Genomic DNA, 19,103 nt, shown 5'->3' with positions numbered 1-19,103 from the left:
AAACGATTCATTGAAAGAGAAAAGTGTTTTGTTGTTTCACATCTGCGTTCCCGGAATTTGGGCGTTACCCTCCACTATTGGCTTTCGGGCGCGGTTAAGAACGGAGAAGTCACAAGCAGGGCATAAGCTTCGGCTGTGGCCTGGTCGGCATGCCACTTCGACCACCCGGTTCGCATCGAACCCCGCCGCCTCGTCGGCACGGCCAAGCGGGTTCGCGACTATCCGCGTTTCCGCAATCCTGTAGTCGCGGGCCGCATGGATATGCCCGTGGATCCAGATCGGTGGCCGCCACGTCTCGATCGCAGGCTCGAGGTCCGACGCGTAGCAATGGTCCAGCGGGTCATGCGGAAGCGCCAGGGAGCGCAGGCTCGGCGCATGATGCGTCACCACGACTGTACGGCGTGGATCGATGCCACGGGCGAACGCGTCGCCGAGGAACCGGCATGAGGCACGGTGCCAGGCGAGCGTGGTTGCGGGCGTGATCCGCCGCGAGCGCCGGGTTGACGAGGCGCGGTGGATGCAGCGGTAGTCGTTCATCCCACGTCTTGCTGCCGCATGGGCCTGCGCGCGGCTGACGTGGGAGTCCGACCGCAGATCGGTCCACAATGTTGCGCCGAGGAATGTCACGCCCCCGATCGTCGCGGCCTCGTCGGACAGGAGCGTGATCCCGAGCCTGGCTGCCAGATCGCGGCCCGCCTGAAGCTCGTCCTCGACGGTGAAGCCATACGCCGAGCCATCGCGGTACCAGTCGTGATTGCCGGGGACATAGATCGTCGGCACGCCGGCAAACCGCTCTCCCAGCCAGGTAAGCGAGGCCGTCAGCCTGCCAGCGCAGTCGCCCGCAACGACCGCAATGTCGAACGGCGTGGTGATCTCGGTTGCCGGATCGAAGGAGCGGCCGCCGTCATTCTGGTGAAGGTCGGACAGGACGAGCAGCCGGGTCATGCGGGCCCTCCATGGTCAGGATCCATGAAGCCGTGGCCCCTTGCGAACTCTGCGAGTGCCGCCCGTCCGAGAACACGCCGCTTGAGCGCAAGATGGGCCAGCGCCTCGATCGCGGCCCGGTGCCGGCGTACGAGAACGATCGTCTCGGCATAGAGCCGTGCCAGCCGACGGTGGACCGCCGCGCCGTCGATCTGTGCGCCATGCACGAGCGTGCCGCCGAACCCGAGGGAGGTCTCCGCGTTCGCAACGATGCGGGTCACCTGGGCAAGGTCGGAACTGGCAGAGCCACCGGCACCTGCTGAGGGCGAACCGAGGATAACCTCTTCGGCGGCACGACCGGCCAGCATGCAGACCGCTTCCTTGACGACATCACCGGGAAGGCCCTCGAACGACGCCTCGTCGACATCGAAGACAACGGCGCCGCCGCTGTGTTCCGTCTCGACGAGCGAAAGCGATGTCGGCACCTGCCCGAAGTTCATGCGGGCAACGGCGTGGCCAGCCTCATGGATGGCAATGCGCCGGCGGACAGCCGGCGCACGCTCGTCGCCGGGAACCGCAACCGCGATCAGATCCTCGGTCTGGAGGGGCCGGCCTGCAAGCCGCGCCCAACGCCGTGCATCGCGGGCAATGCGCACGACATCGGCGCCCGACAGCGTTCCGGCAAACAGCGTCGCGACCCGATCGATTGCGGACGGGTCGATGCCGTCGCCAAGATGGTGGCGGAAGATGCCGGCCAATGATGCTTCGTCCGGGAGGTCGATCCAGAACCGCCGGTCGAGACGTCCCGACCGGAGGAGCGCCGCATCGAGGTTCGCATCGTCATTGCAGGCCGCGATGACCACGACGCCTTCGCGACGGCCAATCCCGTCCAAACATTCCAGGAGGCAGGTAACGATCGCCGTGAACCAGGCGTCGGCGGACCTGTCGGATCCGCCGCGGCCCTGGACGGTGTCGATCTCGTCGATGAAGACGATCGCCGGCAGGTTCTTCGCGGCCGCCTCGAACACGGCACGAATGGCCTTGGTGACGTCCCCCAGATGACCGGACCTGTTCGACTGCCATTGGGCATATGAGGTGGCGATGAAGTGGACGCCGGCAGAGTTCGCGATGGCCTGGGCCAGCAGGGTCTTGCCCGTCCCGGGCGGCCCGACGAAGAGAGCACCGGCATCGACGTCCTCCCAGCCGATCGTGCCCTTACGATAGGCGGACAGGTCGGCAACGAGTTGCAGGGCCCATCGCCCGGCGTCGCCGTAGCCATGCAGGTCTTCGATGCGCGGCCGCGCTTCCACGCTTGCGCCAGAGCGTCCAGCACCCTCGCGTGCCTCATCCGCCAGCCGCAGTTCACGGATCTCCTGCAGCAGGCGCAGACGCTCGGCAGGGGAGCGGCCGCGCCCGACCGCAAAGTCGAGTTCGAGCGGCCGGTAGGCCGAGCCCATCGTGCCGTCCGGCAGATGGGGCAACGCGTCCCCCAGGCCGAGCAGGCGTTCGATATCTTCGCGTGCAGGATCGGCGATCTCGACCACAGCATCCGAGATGGCGCGCAGCATCTCTTGCGGTTCATGGTCAGGCGGAAAGAGGCAGAGGCAGGGTGACGCCTCGGCCAGCATCTCGGGCAGACGCTGAAGCTCGAACGGATAGCCGTGCTCGAGCCGGCTCTCGGACGTCGCCGTCAAAACGGTGATCGTCAGGTATTGATCGGGCCATGCGGCGCGGATCGACGCCTTCACCGCTTGCCGCGCCGTATCGAGCCACTCAGACGAGAACACCCTGACGGTGACGAGGAGCGTCCGCTCGCCTCGCGAGCGTGTGGCGGCCGCCACGTTGCCGTCGATGGCATCGAACAACAGGCGCGCGGACGGGCTCAGCGCCCCGACGATCCGATCCCTGTGCGAACCCGAATCCGCGATGTCTTCCAGTTCGCCTTGCATGACGTATTGTTCCCTTCGCGCGCGCTCGCGCAGCTGTTCGAAGCCTGTTCGCAGATCTGTCGGCATCGGGGCCTTCCTCGCGTCTTCGGGCCGGTCGGCACGGCACGCCGGTTGCTGTGATCGGAGAGGGAGGAGAGCGCTGAGGGCAGCGCCCTCCCCTTTGGTGTGACGGCACATCACGCAGTGCTATCCGGTGGCGCCTTTGGTCACGGCGTCTGCCTCATCCGGATGCGCCGCAACTGCTCGAGATGATCGGCAAGGACAGCGGCCGTTGGATCATCGACCTGGCGAAGTCGACCGATCAGCGACGCGATCTCGCCGCGCGCCGCACCGGCGCGGCTGCGGCGGATCGTGTAGGCCACCAGGGTGGACGCCGGCATGGCGCAGATCCGCGCCGAGACCGCAGCCGGATCGCGCCCCCGCCTCTCGCGCGAACCCTGCCGGTCGCCTCGGGCAAACGGCACCATGGTCATGTCCGACCCCGTTTCCGGGAGCGACTGCTGCTTCCAGACACCAGTGCCAGCCGACGGCGTTCATGCGGACCGATCAGGCGCTGCGGCAGACGGGGAGCGCAACCGACCGACCTGACCGTGAGCTCCCTCGATGTCTGGCCATCGCTCTCGGTCCATTCGTCCGCGCCGCCTTGTGTCACATCCGGCGTGTCAAACACTCGGCCGACCAATCGCTGCATCTCGGCCGAGTAACCCGTCGCGATCGTCTGGTTGAACAGCTCGATCAGGGGCGTGATGGGGACATCGAAGAACGTGTCGATCTTGGCGCCGGACACGCAGCGGTCCTCGGCAAAACCGGCAGCCCCTCCAAGGTCGATGATCCCCCATGACGCCGTGGCGATCGAGACGTTGATCCGGCGAAGGGCGGCAGGCGCGGTGAGCGCGCAGGCAGCCATGGCAGTGCAGAGATCGAGGCGCCCCCGCGAGGAATAGAGCGCACTGCCGCGCTTGACGTCGAGCAACGTCGCATGACCGGTGGTCCGGTCGATGACGATAAGATCGACCGCAAGGTACCGGACGGTGCGATCGTCATCGCCGAGGACGACATCCCTGGCCGTGTCCTGGTCGCCGATGGAGAGTGCGGTTGCTGTGATGGGCAGGCGCGTTTCCTGGAGCACCTTCAGCCGCGGATCGGCTTCAAGGCCGATGGCGATGACGCCCGGCAGCGCCTGCCCTGTGCGAGTCGTGACCGAAAGCCCGAAGGCCTGCAACGGCGTCCATGCACCGAAGCATGGATCTTCGGGGGTCGGACTTGCAGCGGCCTTCGCCGCCTTGGCGACGATGTCGAGCGCGAGCTTTTGCACGCGCGCTTCCGGTGTCGACGCGGTGCGGGGTTCATCCTTGGCCTGCCGTGAGCGGCGGCCGTCTGGTTTGCTGGTTCCAAGTTTGCTGGTTCTGGGCATAGCGGTTCCTCCGCATCCGCGATGACGATCGGCGGACGACGTGTCTGGAATGATGGGATGAGCGAGAGCAGCGCCGATCGACACGCGACACGTGACGATCGCGCGTCGGCCACCCCGCATGGCGGGATGGTCAGCGTCGGCTGTCTAGGCGGAGGTGACGAGGATGCCGAACGGGCCTGCGTCGACCCTGCAGATCACGCGGATCCGGGCGAGCCTGGTCAGCAGACCGTCGTCGATGACGCAGCCGGGGGCATTGATCCCCTCAGGCGGGACCAGAAACAGCTGCTCGTCGCTGAGCGTCTTCAGCAGCCACCGCGTCGCGGTGATCTCGTTGGCAGAGAACACCGGGCCGAACGGCGTGGAGACGGACGCGGTCGCTCGTGCGTCGGGGACGCGCTCATCAGGGACAGGACGCGGAGCGGCCGCCGGCGAGCGTTCCAGTTCGCAGGGAGCGTTGGGAGGGCCCGCCCTGCCCTTCGAGACGCTGGGCACCGCCGCGCCGGCAAATACTGCTGGGACGACCGGCGGCTCATCGCCGGGCTCGATGCGATTGTGCTGCGCGGAGGCGATGTCGGCGAGCAACACGGCATGGCGTGAAACGTCAGGCCTCGGCGCCAGGCTTGCCTGATGCTGAAGGAGCGGACGGATGGACGTGATAGGGGTATTGCAAGACGCACGGGTGCGCGGCATCACAGTGTGAGCCATTCTGATCTCCTTACCTGAGTCAGTGATGGTCAGGCTGCTGGGGGAGCTCCAACTCCTCCGGTAGCCGCTCTACCAGCTACCTGCATTCCGACCGATGTTGCGACCGCGTGATTGCGGACGTATCAGCGATATTGGCGCGAAATCGTGGATGACAAGTAAATGCCGGAAGCAGTCGAGATTCTACGGTAAACGCTCGGCATTTGAATATCATTTGAGGGAGCCGATGCCTCATAGCTGCTTGGATAGATGCCGCAACCACATCTTCGATCTGTCCGCGTCACTTCCAATTTATAACAAGCTTGGCCTGTTAAGATAAGACCGACACGGTACCGCCCAGACGTTGCGGTGCATGCGGTCTGCCGCCACTTATCTCCAGATCGGCGATTCTAGAATGTTCTAGAATCGCGATACGTGATGAGGACCAACAACTTGGCAACAGGCGATAAGGCGGCTGCTGCTGCTCCCACTGATCACACTGCAGGAGCGGTCTTGGGACGCTCGATCAGGAACAGGGACCTTCGGGCTGCTGGCCTCAAGGATGTACGCGCCTGGATCCGTGCTTCGCGGGACGCGCGCGTCCCCACCAATCAGAACGAAGCACCGCCCAAGAAGCGGCAGCTCAATCTCTATCTCACAAATGATGACGACACGCGCCGGACCGCCAAGGCGGCCGCAATGTTGGTCGACCGGTCGGCCGCCGGTCGCGAGATCATCGAGGCTGTTGTCACGGCTATGGAGCACTCAGTCGCAGACGCTGAGGGAAACGCCGCGGACGGCCCCGCGCAGACCATACGCCCGGAGACGCTGAGAGCACTCGCGGCGGATGAAAATCTCGCCGACATTGTCAATCGCCTGGCAGCTATGCCCGATAAACAACGGGCCGGTACGCTTGCGTTGGTTGCAAAGCTAGTGCGCCACGACCTCAAGGCCTCAGCTGGTCTCCGGTTCAGATTAAGGCTGGTCTGGAGCTTCATCGGAAGGAGGTGAGCTGTGCCGCGGGATCCGCTGTTTGCGGGCCAGGCTAAGTTTCCACCGAGGAAGGCGCTAGAGGCCCTTTTCCAACGTTGCTCTGATCGGGCGATCGATCCGCATGCAATAGGCATGCAGTCGCTCGAACGCCCCCTCACCAAAGCGCGGTTCAATTGTCGCGTCGGCGGCTGCCGTCTAAGGAATCCAGCGCCAAATCGCGCTCTTGCCGAACCTCCTGACTCGCGCCACGGCTAGCATCTGCTTGCTTAACATTACAGCGAAAGCGTCGCTGGCGCGGGTTCGGCAGAGTTCGCCGCGGGGATCTATCCGCTTAATACCCTTGTCTGCATCAACGGTTCTCATCGTCCTTCAAACGTCCCTCATGAAGACTAGGAACCGTAGTCGATGCAGCTAAGGAGCGGGCTGGTGCTACTGAACGGAAGTCGCCATGCCCAACACCGTTTGATGCCAGTCAGCAAAGGCATGGCGCTCCGTATTATCCTTCGCCGGACGCAGCAGCGGAACGATCCAGACGCGTGATGTCGGAGATTGCGCATCTCAACCCCTTCAAACGCTCGGCAACTTCCGACGTCACGTGCTGCGCGCATCACGCGCCGCTTTGCTCCAAGGCGCCATTTCATTGCGCATCACCCACGGAACAAGCTGCACAGGGGCGGGTGACAGATGCGACGTTACGACTGCCACTTTGGCCAGATCTTCCTGCTGCACACTTACGTCAATGGGGTTGCAATAACGTTCTGTCGTCTCGGTTGTTCCCCCGTGTCCCATAAGGTCCGCCCTAAACTCCGCAGAAACTCGCTTCTGCTTGAGATCATTGTTGAAGAAATGTCGGATTTGATGAGGGGTGACCCCGCTTTTTCGCATCGCAGGCGTAAGCTCATCATACATGCGGTCTCCGAGCGGGCTTTTGCTTGATGCTGAATACAGATCCGGAAACAACCTCACATAGCCAAGGCTTCTAATGGTTTGGAGATACTCAAGAAAATTCAAGCGAATGAGCTCAGGGTGCAGAGCGAGATTGCGAACCGATTGCGAATTTTTCAGGCGATGAAATCCGTTCTCGCAGACATGGATATACGGCACATCCCCGTTGTCGATGATGACGTCATCAACCGCCAGACCGCAATATTCCTCTCTTCTCATCCCCTGATAGTGCGCGATCATTGGACCGAAATAGGCCGCTCTATGGAATATATTTGCACCCGAATCCTCGAGGTTATCCCAATCCGCGCAGCCGGTGAAAACTGGTTGCTTGAAGAACGTCTCAACCTGTGAGATCCTAGGTATCGGCCGATCATTTCGACTACGCCCGTTCTTGGGAGAGCGCAATTCTGTGAGATCGAGCTGCGCATTGACTTCTATTCCGGAAGATTTTGCCCGACGAATCAACTGATTGATAAACGTGAGATGACGATTCCGCGTAGCGCCGGTAAGCCCACGATCAGATTTCGCCCGCATTTCACTGTCACGTCGCAACTCGTTTATTGAGCTCTTCCGATCCTTAGGGCTTTTTCCGTACGACTTATGGAGCTGACGGAGAAACTTCTCAAACGCGTCCAGGTGGTTCTGCTTGATATCGGATATCGAAGAGACGTTGGCTTCCTCCCTGAGGAATCGACCGAAGAGGTCGAATATCATCCGAGCTTGCCGGGCGGTCTTAGGGTCCCACCGCTGATCAGTGCATCGCTTTGCAATCAGCTCTGTGCCGACTGCTTCGATGGTCGATGCATTTATCCTCGCATCTGTAGCCGCGTAAGGATCTGTAACTGCAGCGCCGCCCCCCATGAAAGCCTTCCCTCCATCGGGGTCATCTCGGTTAGTGCGCTGCGTATCGCTGTTAACACCGTCTATTGAAAGTTGGCTTTCCGTCGCAACAACCAAGCTGGTAGCGGAAGAATCGCAGGAGGCTACTAGTGACGCGAAATCGAGAGGATCCTCTTGGTAGCGCTTTCTTGCGAGCAAGAGAGCTTCCCCCATTGCTTGCAGATAAATCGGCCTCGCGGTCGCCATCGTACCTGCAGTGACTTTAGCTCCAACCGCTTCGACGTTTCTCATCAGGCGGGCTTCTGAAGGTTTAGACTCGCCGTTCGAACTCATATCATCAACAGCTGCTTCGATACGCTCTATGGCATCCTCGGACAAACCTTTTTCGCGGAAGCGTTGCCGATCTTCGTCATCGATTGTCGCATGCGGTCCTTTCTTAGAGAAAATGCAGAAAGCCCAACCCTTCGCCTCTTCATCAGCAATATGTACTGCAGCGGAAAAGCTTCGTTCGTCGCGCGAGAAATTCGCTAGCATCGTGAGTTTTTGGCGGTGCTGCTCGAAAGTGATCCGAAAAATCTCTTTGAGCTCGTGCTCTGTGATGCTCATCAACTGGGTCATGAGAAGATCTGCAGCCTTGGCGTTCAAACACGCGCCAAGAAATCGCGCCGTCTGAACGTCTTTCGTTCGAAGGCTCAACCTAACATGTGTCAGCCCGATTCGCTCTGCGAGATATTCAGGCAACCGCTTTCGCCAGTAGTAAACTGCGCCGCGACGTTCGAGACCTGTCGCAATCCCCATTTCCCACACTCCGTGTCATACGGTTGTGCCACAGTCGTGTGTCCCAGCAGGGAAAACACTTTCCCAGCCCGGCTTTTCAGGTCAACGATTTCAACGGGTTAAATTGTTCTGGCTGGGGCGGCAGGATTCGAACCTGCGAATGGCGGCACCAAAAGCCGCTGCCTTACCACTTGGCGACGCCCCAAGGCGCATGGCGGTCCTATAGCCTCTGGCCAGCGTCCATGCAACGACCCGTGACGGGGTTCGCACGCGGTGCGGCGCGCCGGATTGTCGCCGGACGATCGGGGCGGTTTCGGCCGGCTGCGATGGCGGGTGTGGCGCCATGCCCGCGGCCCGGTGGCCGGGGCCGGCAGCCCCTTTGCCGACCGTCGTCCCACGCGATGATCGCCTGCGCCCTTGCTTGCGGCGCTCCCCGCGCGATGTCCTCGAGCATCCGCAACGACGAGACGCTGTCATGGCCAAGAACCGGCGCCCCCGCCTGCCCGCCGCCGAGGCAACCGCGATCGACAAGTCCATGGCCCTTGACCGGTCGCGGTCCGGCACCGTCGATCTCACCTTCCGCGCAATCGATGAGCTGGCCCATGTCCACGACCCGATCTGGGAGGACGTCTCGGCGCTGGCGGTCATCGGCCGGTCGATCTTCTGCACCTGCGACGAGACCGCGACGATCGAGCGCGTGGTGCTCGACGAGGCCGGGACGAACGCCGCCGGGCACGCGAATTTCCCGCTCGGCGAAGCCTTCGACCTGCCCGACGGGCCGTCCGGCGAGATGGACATCGAAGGCCTGGCGATCGCCGATGGCTATCTGTGGATCTGCGGCTCCCATTCGCTGAAGCGCGACGACCCCGAAGAGGGTGGCCTGGCGGACATGGAGGACATCGACTGGGACCCCAACCGGGGCTTTCTCGGCCGGGTGCCGCTGATCGATCGCGGCGACGGGGTCTTCGAGCCGGTCGCGGCCATCGATGCGCTGGACGGCGTGCCGGGCCGGCGCGCGGCGATGGTGAAGATGTCGAAATCGTCCAGGACGCCGATCCGCAAGATGTTGTCAAAGGATGCGCTGATCGGCCCCTTCGTCGACCATCCCTGCAAGGAGAACGGCCTCGACATCGAGGGTCTGGCCGTCCAGGGCGACACGGTGCTTCTCGGCCTGCGCGGGCCGGTGATCGGCGGCCATGCGATGATCGTGCGGCTGGAGATGAAGGAAACCGGATCCGGCGCCCTCAAGCCCCGCAAGCTGGAGAACGGCCAACGCTACCAGTTGCAGGCCGTCGATCTCGACGGACAGGCGATCCGCGACCTCGAATGGCGCGACGACCGGCTGCTGATCCTCACCGGCGCGACGACCGATCTGGAGGAGATGCAGTCGGTGGTGGTCATCGACGACTACGATCCGGGCCGGCCGGTCTACCAGGCCGGGCTCCTGGCGCGGATCCTCGACCTGCCGGTGATCCGCGGCTCCGATCATGCCGAGGGCCTTGCCACGATCGGGATCGACGGGCAGGACAGGCTGCTGGTGGCGTACGACTCGCCGCACGAAACGCGGACCGACGCCGCCCTTCGCCGCCTGACGACGGATCTGTTCGAGATCGCCGAAGCGGCGGCGCAATCCGATCGCCCTGCCCCGGCGGCGAAGAAGGGCGGCAAGAAGCGAAAGGCCCGATCGCGCCAACATGCCTGAGTTCCAGACGGATTTCGATCCCGCCTATGGCCGGCTGGTCCCGGTCGCCGCCCATATCGGTCGGGTAACGGCCAACAATCCCAGCGCCTTCACCTTTGCCGGCACCAACAGCTACGTCGCCGGGCGGGACGGTTGCTTCGTGGTCGATCCCGGACCGGACGACGACGCCCATCTGGACGCGCTGGTCGCGGCCATCGCCGGCCGGCCGGTCGAGGCGATCCTTCTCACCCATACCCATCGCGACCATACCGGCCTCGTGCGGCGACTGGCCGCCCTCACCGGAGCGCCGATCGTCGGCGGCGGACCGCACCGCGCCTCGCGCCCGCTGCGCGACGGCGAGGCTCACCGGCTGGAAGCGGCCGGCGACACCGATCTCGCCTTCGACCGGATCCTGTCCGACGGCGAGCAGCTGACGCTCGGCGGCCTGCCGGTTTCCGTCGTCGCGACGCCGGGCCATTGCGCCAATCATCTGGCCTTCGCCGTCGGCGAGGACGGCGTGCTTTTCTCCGGCGATCACGTCATGGGCTGGTCGACCTCCATCGTCGCGCCGCCGGACGGGGCGATGCGCGACTACATGGCGTCGCTCGAGCGCCTCACAGCGCGGGACGACCAGCTCTATCTGCCCGGTCATGGCGGCGTCATCGCCGCGCCCAAACCCTTCGTGCGCGGGCTGATCGGCCATCGCCGCATGCGCGAGACCGCGATCGTCAGGCGCCTCGCCGATGGCGACCGGACGATCCCGGAGATCGTCGCGGCGCTCTACAAGACGGTGGATATCCGCCTGCACGGGGCGGCCGGCCTGTCGGTGCTGGCGCACATGGAAGATCTGGTCGCGCGCGGCGTCGTCGCCTGCGACGGGCCGCCGACACTGGCGACGACCTACACCGCCGCCTGAGACCGCGGGGCCGCGGGGCCGCGTCTGCGACCTTGCTCAGCCGGCGTCGATGGTTTCCAGACCCGACATGGCGAGATCGAGATCGGCCAGGAACGCCTCGATGAAGCGGCGGTTCTGGCCGAGATCCAGCCCTGTGGCGCGCGAGACGGCGCGCAGGTCGACGAAGGTCTCCCCGCCCTCCTGCACCAGCCGGATCGTCACGTCGCTCGGCAGGGCGAACAGGCGGTCGCGCGCCACCGCCGCGACGCGGTACTGGTCGCTGTCGGGACGGTCGAGCCCGTCATCGGCGACCATCGCGTCGATGCCGGCCCGCGGCGTCGGCAGCGGGACCGCGCCGGTGCTGACGCCGAGATCGTCGGATTGCCGCTCCGCCTCCGCTCCCGCCAGTGCCGGGTCGCCGACGATGACCTCGCCAACCGTCCAGCCGTGATCGGCCAGAACCGTGCGCGCGGCCTGGTAGACCCGCGGGGCATCGGCGAGATAACGCCGGCCCGGCACCACGCTGGGCATCTCCGTCGGCGCGGCGAAGGCCGATGCCGGGGCGGTCGCCGGCGCCAGCGCCGGCGCGGCGGTGGCCTCGGGGGCGAAGCCGTCCGTATAGGCGGCATTGGCCTGCGGATTGACGCGGGCGAGATAGGCGCCGGTGGCGAAGGGGGACAGCGCGATCAGCGACAGGACGAAGCCGGCGAACACCTTGTGCCCACCGCGCACGCCGGCGAACCAGACGCGCAGCAGGCCGTAGCAGGCCACCACGAGAGCAAGCGCGGCAAGACCGCCGACCAGCAGCAGCAGGCCGATCAGCGCCTGGGGCACGATCCAGCCGAGGCGATAGAACACCACCGCCGCCACCATCAGCGCGATGGCGAAGGCGGCGAGCCCGCGGGCGAGCCCGGCGAAGCGCAGCCGCTTCTGAAGATAGTGGCCGGAAACCGGCAGGCGTCCGTAGATCGAATTCATGGGCGGGACCTTGGCAGGGGTTCCGCGAACATAGAGGAAAGCCCGGGCGGCAGAAAGACCGCCCGGGCGTCCGTCACCCGATCAGATGGTCGGCAGGCGATAGTCGCGGAACTGGTCGCGCAGCGTCATCTTCTGGATCTTGCCGGTCGCCGTATGCGGGATCTCGTCGACGAAGGCGACGTCGTCGGGCATCCACCATTTGGCGATCTTGCCTTCCAGATAGGCGAGGATGTCCTCCCGGGAGACATTGCGACCTTCCTTGCGCACAATGACCATCAGCGGGCGCTCGTCCCATTTGGGATGGGCGAGACCGATCACCGCGGCCTCGGCGACGTCCGGATGGCCGACGGCGAGGTTTTCCAGGTCGATGGTCGAGATCCATTCCCCGCCGGACTTGATCACGTCCTTGGCGCGGTCGGTGATCTGCATGTAGCCGTGCTGGTCCATATGGGCGACGTCGCCCGTGTCGAACCAGCCGTCCTCGTCGAAGGCCTCCGCGCCGGTGCCCTTGTAGTAGGACGAGGCGACCGCCGGGCCGCGCACCTTCAGCCGGCCGAAGGTCTTGCCGTCCCAGGGCCGCTCGACATTCTCGTCGTCGGTGACCTTCATCTCGACGGCGAAGGGCGGATGGCCCTGCTTCTCCTCGATGTCGAGCAGCGCGTCGCCGGTCAGGTCCTGATATTCCGGCTTGATGGTGCAGAGCGAGCCGAGCGGGCTCATCTCGGTCATGCCCCAGGCGTGGATGACCTGCACGCCGTAGACTTCCTGGAACTTCTGGGTCACGGCGCGCGGACAGGCCGACCCGCCGATGACGACCTTCTTGAGGTCCGGCAGTTCGCCGCCGACCTTCTCCAGATGCTGCAGCAGCATGAGCCAGACGGTCGGCACGGCGGCGCTGAAGGTCACCTTCTCGTTGGTCAGGATCTCGTAGACCGACGCGCCGTCCATCCTGGCGCCCGGCATGATCATCGCGGCGCCGGCCATCGGGCAGGAGAAGGCGAGACCCCAGCCATTGGCGTGGAACAGCGGCACGATCGGCAGCACCCGGTCGCGCGACGACAGGCCCATGGCGTCGGGCTGCTGGGCGATCATCGAATGCAAGAGGTTGGAGCGATGGGAGTAAAGGACGCCCTTCGGATTGCCCGTCGTGCCGGAGGTGTAGCACATGCCCGCGGCGGTGTTCTCGTCGAACTCCTTCCAGGCGAAGTCGCCGTCGGCCTCGGCCAGCCACTCCTCATAGGCAACGACATTGGCGAGTTTGGTCTCGGGCATGTTCGCGGCGTCGGTCAGGACGACGATCTTCTCGAGGCTCGGCACGTTCGGCGCGATGGCCTCGAGGATCGGCATGAAGGTGACGTCAGCAAAGATGATGCGGTCTTCGGCATCGTTCATGATCCAGGCGATCTGCTCGGGGAACAGCCGCGGATTCAGCGTGTGGTAGATCGCACCGATGCCGACGATGCCGTACCAGCATTCCAGATGGCGCCAGGTGTTCCAGGCCAGCGTCGCGACGCGGTCGCCGAGCTTGATCCCCTCGCGGTCGAGCCGCTGCGCCAGCTTCATGGCCCGGGCCCGCACCTCGCGGTAATTGGTCCGATGCATCGGCCCTTCGACCGAGCGGCTCACCACCTCGCGTAGCGGATGATAGGTCGCGGCGTGGTCGATCACCTTCGAACAAAGCAGCGGCCACTGCTGCATCAAACCCTGCATTCCGTCCTCCCTGACTGCGGGCCGAGACATGGCCCCGCGCGACAATCGGAAAAGCCGGGCCCGATGTCCAGCATGCAAAAGGCGCCCTGCCATAGTTCAGCCGTCTCGCCGCGTGACCATCGCCGGCAAGGGACGAACGGATTGAGTGGTGGTGCCATGCAGATTGCAGAACAGACCGTCGCAGTGCCGGACGTCGACGGCGACAGCTTCAGCGCCGTGGAGTTCGAGCTGGCCCTCGACATGCAGGACCTGACCGAGATCGACTTCGCCGACTGCGTGCGCGCGGCCGCCGGCAGCGTGGGCGGGGAATTCCTCTTCGACATGCCGGCCGACGGGACGCTCGACAATGTCTCGCGCATCGCCGCGGTCCGGGTCGAGAGCCAGAACCGCGACCGGATCGCCTTCGCGGTCCTCAACGACGAGGGCACCGAGATCCGGGTGCCGGACGACGACGAGGTGGACGAGCGCCTGCGCGGATTTGCCCGTGCCTTTGTCGGCGTCCTGACCCGCATCCGCGACGACCTGCCCTTCGGCTCGGTCAGGCCCGAAGGCACGGCCTGACCCGGCGCTCCGGCGACCGCCGCGGGGTCGCGCCGCGGCGTTTCGGGCGGGCCGGGGCCGATCATTGGCGGGCTTTGGGCGGGCCAGGATGAGCGCGTGATCAGTATATCGCCAGACTGATCATACGCGCCCCTTGCAAAAGCCTCGGGCTCCTGCAGATCAGCGTTCCTGAACCAATATTGCATGGGTTACATGGACGCCTTCCTGACGGATTATTCCGCATTCATCGCCCTTGCGATCGTCGCATTGGTCTTCGTGGCGTTCGCGCTCGAACTCTATCCGCCGGAGGTCATCGCCACGGGCGGGGCCGTGTCCTTCCTCGTCCTCGGCTACATCAAGGACGACGAGTTCACCTCGGTCTTCCAGAACCCGGCGCCGATCACCATCGCCGCGATGTTCGTCCTGTCCGGCGCACTGGTGCGAACCGGCACGCTCGAGGGGGCGGCCGGCTGGCTGGTCACCAGCGCGGAAAAGCGGCCGCGCATCACCCTGGCGATCATGGGCATCGGCGTCCTCGTCGCCTCCGCCTTCATGAACAACACGCCGGTGGTGATCGTCTTCATTCCGATCATGACCGAGCTGGCGCGCAAGATGGGCGTCGGCTCGACGAAGCTGCTGATCCCGCTGTCCTTCATGACCATTCTCGGCGGCACCTGCTCGCTGATCGGAACCTCGACCAACCTCCTGGTCGACGGCGTCGCGCGCGGTCAGGGGCTGGAGGCGTTCTCGATCTTCGAGATCACCCCGATCGGAATCGTGACCGCGATCACCGGCATCCTCTACCTTCTGTTCGTCGGTCCCAGGCTGCTGCCGGACCGCACCTCCGCCGAAGACGTTCTCGGCGGCTCCGATGCCGACATGTATTTCACCGAGATCGTCGTGCGCGAGGGCGCCAGCACCATCGGCAAGACGCTGGGCGAATCCACGTCCTTCTCGGCGCGGGGCATCCGCCCGGTGGCAATCCGGCGCGGCTCGGAGACCATCCGCAAGGGGATCGCCGAGGTGGTGATCCAGAAGGCCGACCGGGTGATCCTCTTCGCCTCGCCCGAGGAATTGCTGACCCTGCATTCCAACGAGAATTTCCGCGTCGCGCGGGTCACCGCCGCGGCGGCCGAAGACGAGGAACGGGTCGTCGTCGAGGCGACCGTTGCGCCGCATCGCCGCGGCATCGGCCGCAAGATTTCCGAGCTCGTCGATATCTCCGGCTCCGGCGTGCACATTCTCGGCGTGCAGCGCCATCGCCATGTGCCCGGCCCCTCGCTGCACGACACCAAGCTGCGCCCGGCCGACCGCCTGCTGCTGGAAGGCCGGCCCGACGCCATCGCCCGCATCGCCGAATCCAACGATCTGATCGGCGTCGATCTCAGCGAGGCACGGCCCTATCGCCGGCGCAAGGCGCCGCTGGCCATCGGCGCGCTCTTGGCGGTCGTCGTGCTGGCGGCCATGGGCATTGCCAGCATCCAGATCCTCGCCTTCGTCGCCATCGCGACGCTGCTGCTGGTCCGGGTGCTGGATGCCGACGAAGCCTGGCGCTCGATCCACGGCGACATCCTGATCCTGATTTTCGCCATGCTGGCGATCGGCCTCGGCATGCAGAACGCCGGTGCGGTCGAGCTTCTGGTCGAGCTGGTCGAGCCGCTGCTGCAGGGCGCCTCGCCCTTCCTGGTGCTGCTGATCATCTACGCGATCTCGTCCATCCTCACCGAGATCGTCACCAACAACGCCGTGGCCGTCGTCGTCACGCCGGTGGCGATCAGCCTGGCGACATCGCTGGGCATGGATCCGCGCGCGGCGGTGGTGGCGGTGATGTTCAGCGCCTCGGCGTCCTTCGCCACGCCGATCGGCTACCAGACCAACACGCTGGTCTATGCGGCCGGAAACTACCGCTTCACCGATTTCGTGAAGATCGGCGTGCCGATGAACGTCATCGTCGGCTTCGTCACCTGCGTGGCGATCTACTTCTACTACGGCGTCTAGCGGCGGGCCCGGCCGCGTCGCGAGCGCTCGTCGCGGATGGTCGCCTGCGCCGCGGCGAGCCGCGCGATCGGCACGCGGAAGGGCGAACAGGAGACGTAGTCGAGCCCGGTCTGCTCGAAGAAGGCGATGGAGGCCGGATCGCCGCCCTGCTCGCCGCAGACGCCGAGGGAGATGTCCGGCCGGGTGCGCCGCGCCTTCTCCACGGCCAGCGCGATCAGCTCGCCCACACCCTCGACGTCGATGGTCTGGAACGGATCGCGCTCGATGATGCCCTGGCGGACATAGGTCGACAGGAAATTGCCGGCGTCGTCGCGCGAGATGCCGTAGACCGTCTGGGTCAGATCGTTGGTGCCGAAGGAGAAGAAGTCGGCGATCTCCGCGATGGTGTCGGCGCGCACGATGGCGCGCGGCAGTTCGATCATCGTGCCGACCGAATAGGTGATCTCGCAGCCGCGCTCGTCCATGACCAGGGCCGCGACCTTGTCGATGCGCCCCTTCACGAAGTCGAGTTCCTTGCGAAGGCTCACCAGCGGCACCATGATTTCCGGCACCACCGCCTCGCCGGCCTTCTCGCCGGCCTCGATGGCCGCCTCGAAGATTGCCCGCGCCTGGGTCTCGACGATTTCCGGATAGGAGATCGCCAGCCGGCAGCCGCGATGGCCGAGCATCGGATTGAACTCCTGCAGGGCGGCGATGCGCTGGCGCACGACGGATTCGTCGACGCCCAGCATCGCGGCCGTCTCGGCGATCTCGCCGTCGCTCTGGGGCAGGAATTCGTGCAGTGGCGGATCGAGCAGGCGGATCGTCACCGGCAGGCCGGCCATGATCTCGAAGAGTTCGGTGAAATCGGAGCGCTGGATCGGCAGGAGCTTTTCCAGCGCCGCCCGCCGGCCGGTCTCGTCCGAGGCGAGGATCATCTCGCGCATCGAACGCACCCGGTCGCCCTCGAAGAACATGTGCTCGGTGCGGCAGAGCCCGATCCCCTCGGCCCCGAAAGCGCGCGCCGAGCGTGCCTCGATCGGGGTCTCGGTATTGGCCCTCACCCGCATGCGGCGGGCCCGGTCGGCATAGTCCATCAGCATGGCGAAATCGCCGGTCAGCGCCGGCCGCAACAGCGGCACGGCCCCCTCGATCACCTCGCCGGAGGTTCCGTCGATGGTGATGGTGTCGCCCTCGCGCAGCACCTTGCCGGCGGCATGCAGCGTGGCGGTGCCGGCATTGATGCGCAGCGCGCCGGCGCCGGTCACGCAGGGGCGGCCGATGCCGCGGGCGACGACCGCCGCGTGGCTGGTGGTGCCGCCGCGGATGGTCAGCACGCCCTCGGCCACATGCATGCCGTGGATGTCTTCCGGATAGGTCTCGTTGCGCACGAGGATCACCGGCCGTTCCTCGTTGGCCAGTTCCTGGGCGCGCTCGGAGGTGAAGACGATCTCGCCGGTCGCCGCGCCCGGCGAGGCCGGCATGCCGCGGCCCAGCACGACGAGGTCGGCGGTCCGCTCGAAGGTCGGATGCAGCAATTCGTCGAGCGAGTTCGGATTGATGCGCAGGATCGCCTCGGCCTCGTTGATCAGCCCCTCGTCGACGAACTGCACGGCGATGCGGATCGCCTCCCCCGCCGTGCGCCGCGCCACCCGCGACTGCATCAGGAAGAGTTCGCCGTCGCCGACCATGAAGTCGACCTCGACGACATCGCCGACATGCGCCTCGATGCGGCGCACATGCTCGGTCAGCTCGGCGAGATCCGCCGGAAAGCGGGCCGCGTCGCCATCCGACAGGGTTCCGAGATCGAGCACCGGCGGCTTCTCGCCGATCTCGCGCGCCCGCGGTGCCACCAGCCCGAATTCGCCCGACAGGCGGGATTCGCCGGTGGTCAGGTCGCGGGAGACGGCCCGCCCGGTGCCGGAATTGTGGTCATGCTCGTTGAAGATCATCGCATGGGCGGTGATCGCCAGGCCGGCATTTTCAGGAATGCCCTGGATCAGCCGGTGCGAGGTCGCCAGCGGACTGCGCCATGTCGCATAGGCGGCCTCGATGACGGCGGAGAGCTGTTCGAGCGGGGTCTGCGGCACGACGGCGCCGATCTCGGCGTCGAGATAGGTCTGGTAGCGCGCGATCAGCGCGCGCCAGCCGGCCCGGTCGCCCGGCTCCTCGGTCCAGCCCGCCTCGGCGGCTTCCGCGTCGGCAATGTCCTCGAACTCGGCCGGATCGACCGCCAGCACGAGATGGGCGTAGCTTTCGATGAAGCGACGATAGCTGCGATAGGCGAAGGCCGGGTCGTCCAGCTCGGCCGCGAGAATATCCACCGTGCGGTCGTTGAGGCCGACATCGAGAACCGATTCGGCAAGCCCCGGCATCTGGGCGCGGGCGCTGGTGCGCACCGCCAGCAGCAGCGGGCGCGTGTCGCCGTCGAAGCCGCGACCGGTGACGCCCTCGAGCCATTCGATCGCCATGCGCAGATCGGCGCGCAGTTCCTGCGGCAGGCCGTCGCCGCCGCTCTGCACCTCGCGCCAGACCGAGGTGGCGAGGGTGAAGCCCGGCGGCACCGGCACGTCCAGCGACGCCAGCAGCGCCAGATTGGCACCCTTCAGCCCCAGGGCCTCGGACGCGTCGGCCGTGCGATCGGCCGCTCCGCGCCGGAATGTGAAGATCCGTTTGGGCATCGAATGCGGTCGACCGTCCCCCTCGAGCTCGACGGGTCCTTTGCGGACCGCGTCATTTTTCTGGTCGGCGCGGCGTCTGCGCCTGCGGGGAGACTTCCGCCCCGCCATCGCGCGCCGC

The 19,103-nt window shown here is 65.5% G+C and carries 14 protein-coding genes and 1 tRNA gene; 5 read left to right on the top strand and 10 right to left on the bottom strand.

Annotated elements, in window-relative coordinates; genetic code table 11:
• Positions 1–36: 36 nt before the first annotated feature.
• The 5 genes from H536_RS0108290 to H536_RS24295 form a co-directional block, all read right to left on the bottom strand.
• Complete coding sequence (locus H536_RS0108290; protein ID WP_024350024.1) at positions 37–945, bottom strand: metallophosphoesterase; 909 nt, start codon at positions 943–945, stop codon at positions 37–39.
• Positions 942–2,939 (bottom strand): ATP-binding protein, encoded by a 1,998-nt coding sequence (locus H536_RS0108285; RefSeq protein WP_244495384.1) that lies wholly within the window; start codon positions 2,937–2,939, stop codon positions 942–944. Before H536_RS0108285 ends, H536_RS0108290 begins: the two co-directional genes overlap by 4 nt.
• 140 nt (positions 2,940–3,079) lie before the next feature.
• The gene (locus H536_RS0108280) at positions 3,080–3,340 is read right to left on the bottom strand and encodes a hypothetical protein (protein WP_155898423.1); all 261 of its coding nucleotides are present in this window, start codon (positions 3,338–3,340) and stop codon (positions 3,080–3,082) included.
• Between the two features lie 2 nt (positions 3,341–3,342).
• On the bottom strand, positions 3,343–4,287 hold the full coding sequence (locus tag H536_RS0108275; RefSeq protein ID WP_155898422.1) for a hypothetical protein: 945 nt from the start codon (positions 4,285–4,287) through the stop codon (positions 3,343–3,345).
• Between the two features lie 144 nt (positions 4,288–4,431).
• Complete coding sequence (locus H536_RS24295) at positions 4,432–4,869, bottom strand: hypothetical protein (RefSeq protein WP_205620011.1); 438 nt, start codon at positions 4,867–4,869, stop codon at positions 4,432–4,434.
• A 612-nt stretch (positions 4,870–5,481) separates the two neighbouring features.
• Between H536_RS24295 and H536_RS0108265 the strand changes: the two genes are divergently transcribed.
• Complete coding sequence (locus H536_RS0108265) at positions 5,482–5,979, top strand: hypothetical protein (protein WP_024350019.1); 498 nt, start codon at positions 5,482–5,484, stop codon at positions 5,977–5,979.
• A 573-nt stretch (positions 5,980–6,552) separates the two neighbouring features.
• On the opposite strand, the gene H536_RS23660 is transcribed toward H536_RS0108265, so the two are convergent.
• Positions 6,553–8,544 carry a DUF6538 domain-containing protein gene (locus H536_RS23660; RefSeq protein WP_081651855.1) on the bottom strand — a complete coding sequence of 664 codons (1,992 nt, stop codon included), beginning with the start codon at positions 8,542–8,544 and terminating at the stop codon, positions 6,553–6,555.
• Between the two features lie 109 nt (positions 8,545–8,653).
• Positions 8,654–8,728: transfer RNA gene (locus H536_RS0108255), tRNA-Gln, on the bottom strand.
• Positions 8,729–8,998: 270 nt separating this feature from the next.
• Between H536_RS0108255 and H536_RS0108250 the strand changes: the two genes are divergently transcribed.
• On the top strand, positions 8,999–10,225 hold the full coding sequence (locus H536_RS0108250) for a DUF3616 domain-containing protein (RefSeq protein ID WP_024350017.1): 1,227 nt from the start codon (positions 8,999–9,001) through the stop codon (positions 10,223–10,225).
• Positions 10,218–11,120 (top strand): MBL fold metallo-hydrolase, encoded by a 903-nt coding sequence (locus tag H536_RS0108245; protein WP_024350016.1) that lies wholly within the window; start codon positions 10,218–10,220, stop codon positions 11,118–11,120. The genes H536_RS0108250 and H536_RS0108245 overlap by 8 nt, the downstream gene beginning before the upstream one ends.
• 36 nt (positions 11,121–11,156) lie before the next feature.
• Here H536_RS0108245 and H536_RS0108240 read toward each other — a convergent pair whose 3' ends face one another.
• Entirely contained in the window at positions 11,157–12,077 is a 921-nt protein-coding gene (locus H536_RS0108240) for a DUF1499 domain-containing protein (RefSeq protein WP_024350015.1), read from the bottom strand.
• 81 nt (positions 12,078–12,158) lie between these two features.
• On the bottom strand, positions 12,159–13,787 hold the full coding sequence (locus tag H536_RS0108235; protein WP_024350014.1) for a fatty-acid--CoA ligase: 1,629 nt from the start codon (positions 13,785–13,787) through the stop codon (positions 12,159–12,161).
• Positions 13,788–13,943: 156 nt separating this feature from the next.
• Between H536_RS0108235 and H536_RS0108230 the strand changes: the two genes are divergently transcribed.
• Complete coding sequence (locus tag H536_RS0108230; protein ID WP_024350013.1) at positions 13,944–14,348, top strand: hypothetical protein; 405 nt, start codon at positions 13,944–13,946, stop codon at positions 14,346–14,348.
• Between the two features lie 183 nt (positions 14,349–14,531).
• A complete protein-coding gene (locus tag H536_RS0108225) occupies positions 14,532–16,325 on the top strand; it encodes an SLC13 family permease (RefSeq protein WP_081651854.1) in 1,794 nt (597 codons plus the stop codon).
• On the opposite strand, the gene ppdK is transcribed toward H536_RS0108225, so the two are convergent.
• Positions 16,322–18,985: a pyruvate, phosphate dikinase gene (ppdK, locus tag H536_RS0108220; protein ID WP_024350011.1), complete on the bottom strand. Its 2,664-nt coding sequence runs from the start codon at positions 18,983–18,985 to the stop codon at positions 16,322–16,324. The two genes, H536_RS0108225 and ppdK, sit on opposite strands and share 4 nt — an antisense overlap.
• Between the last annotated feature and the right edge of the window lie 118 nt (positions 18,986–19,103).

Source organism: Aurantimonas coralicida DSM 14790, from assembly GCF_000421645.1.
Classification (GTDB): domain Bacteria; phylum Pseudomonadota; class Alphaproteobacteria; order Rhizobiales; family Rhizobiaceae; genus Aurantimonas; species Aurantimonas coralicida.
The sequence above is the reverse complement of the archived record's forward strand: the minus strand, read 5'-3'. Positions and strand labels throughout refer to the sequence as shown.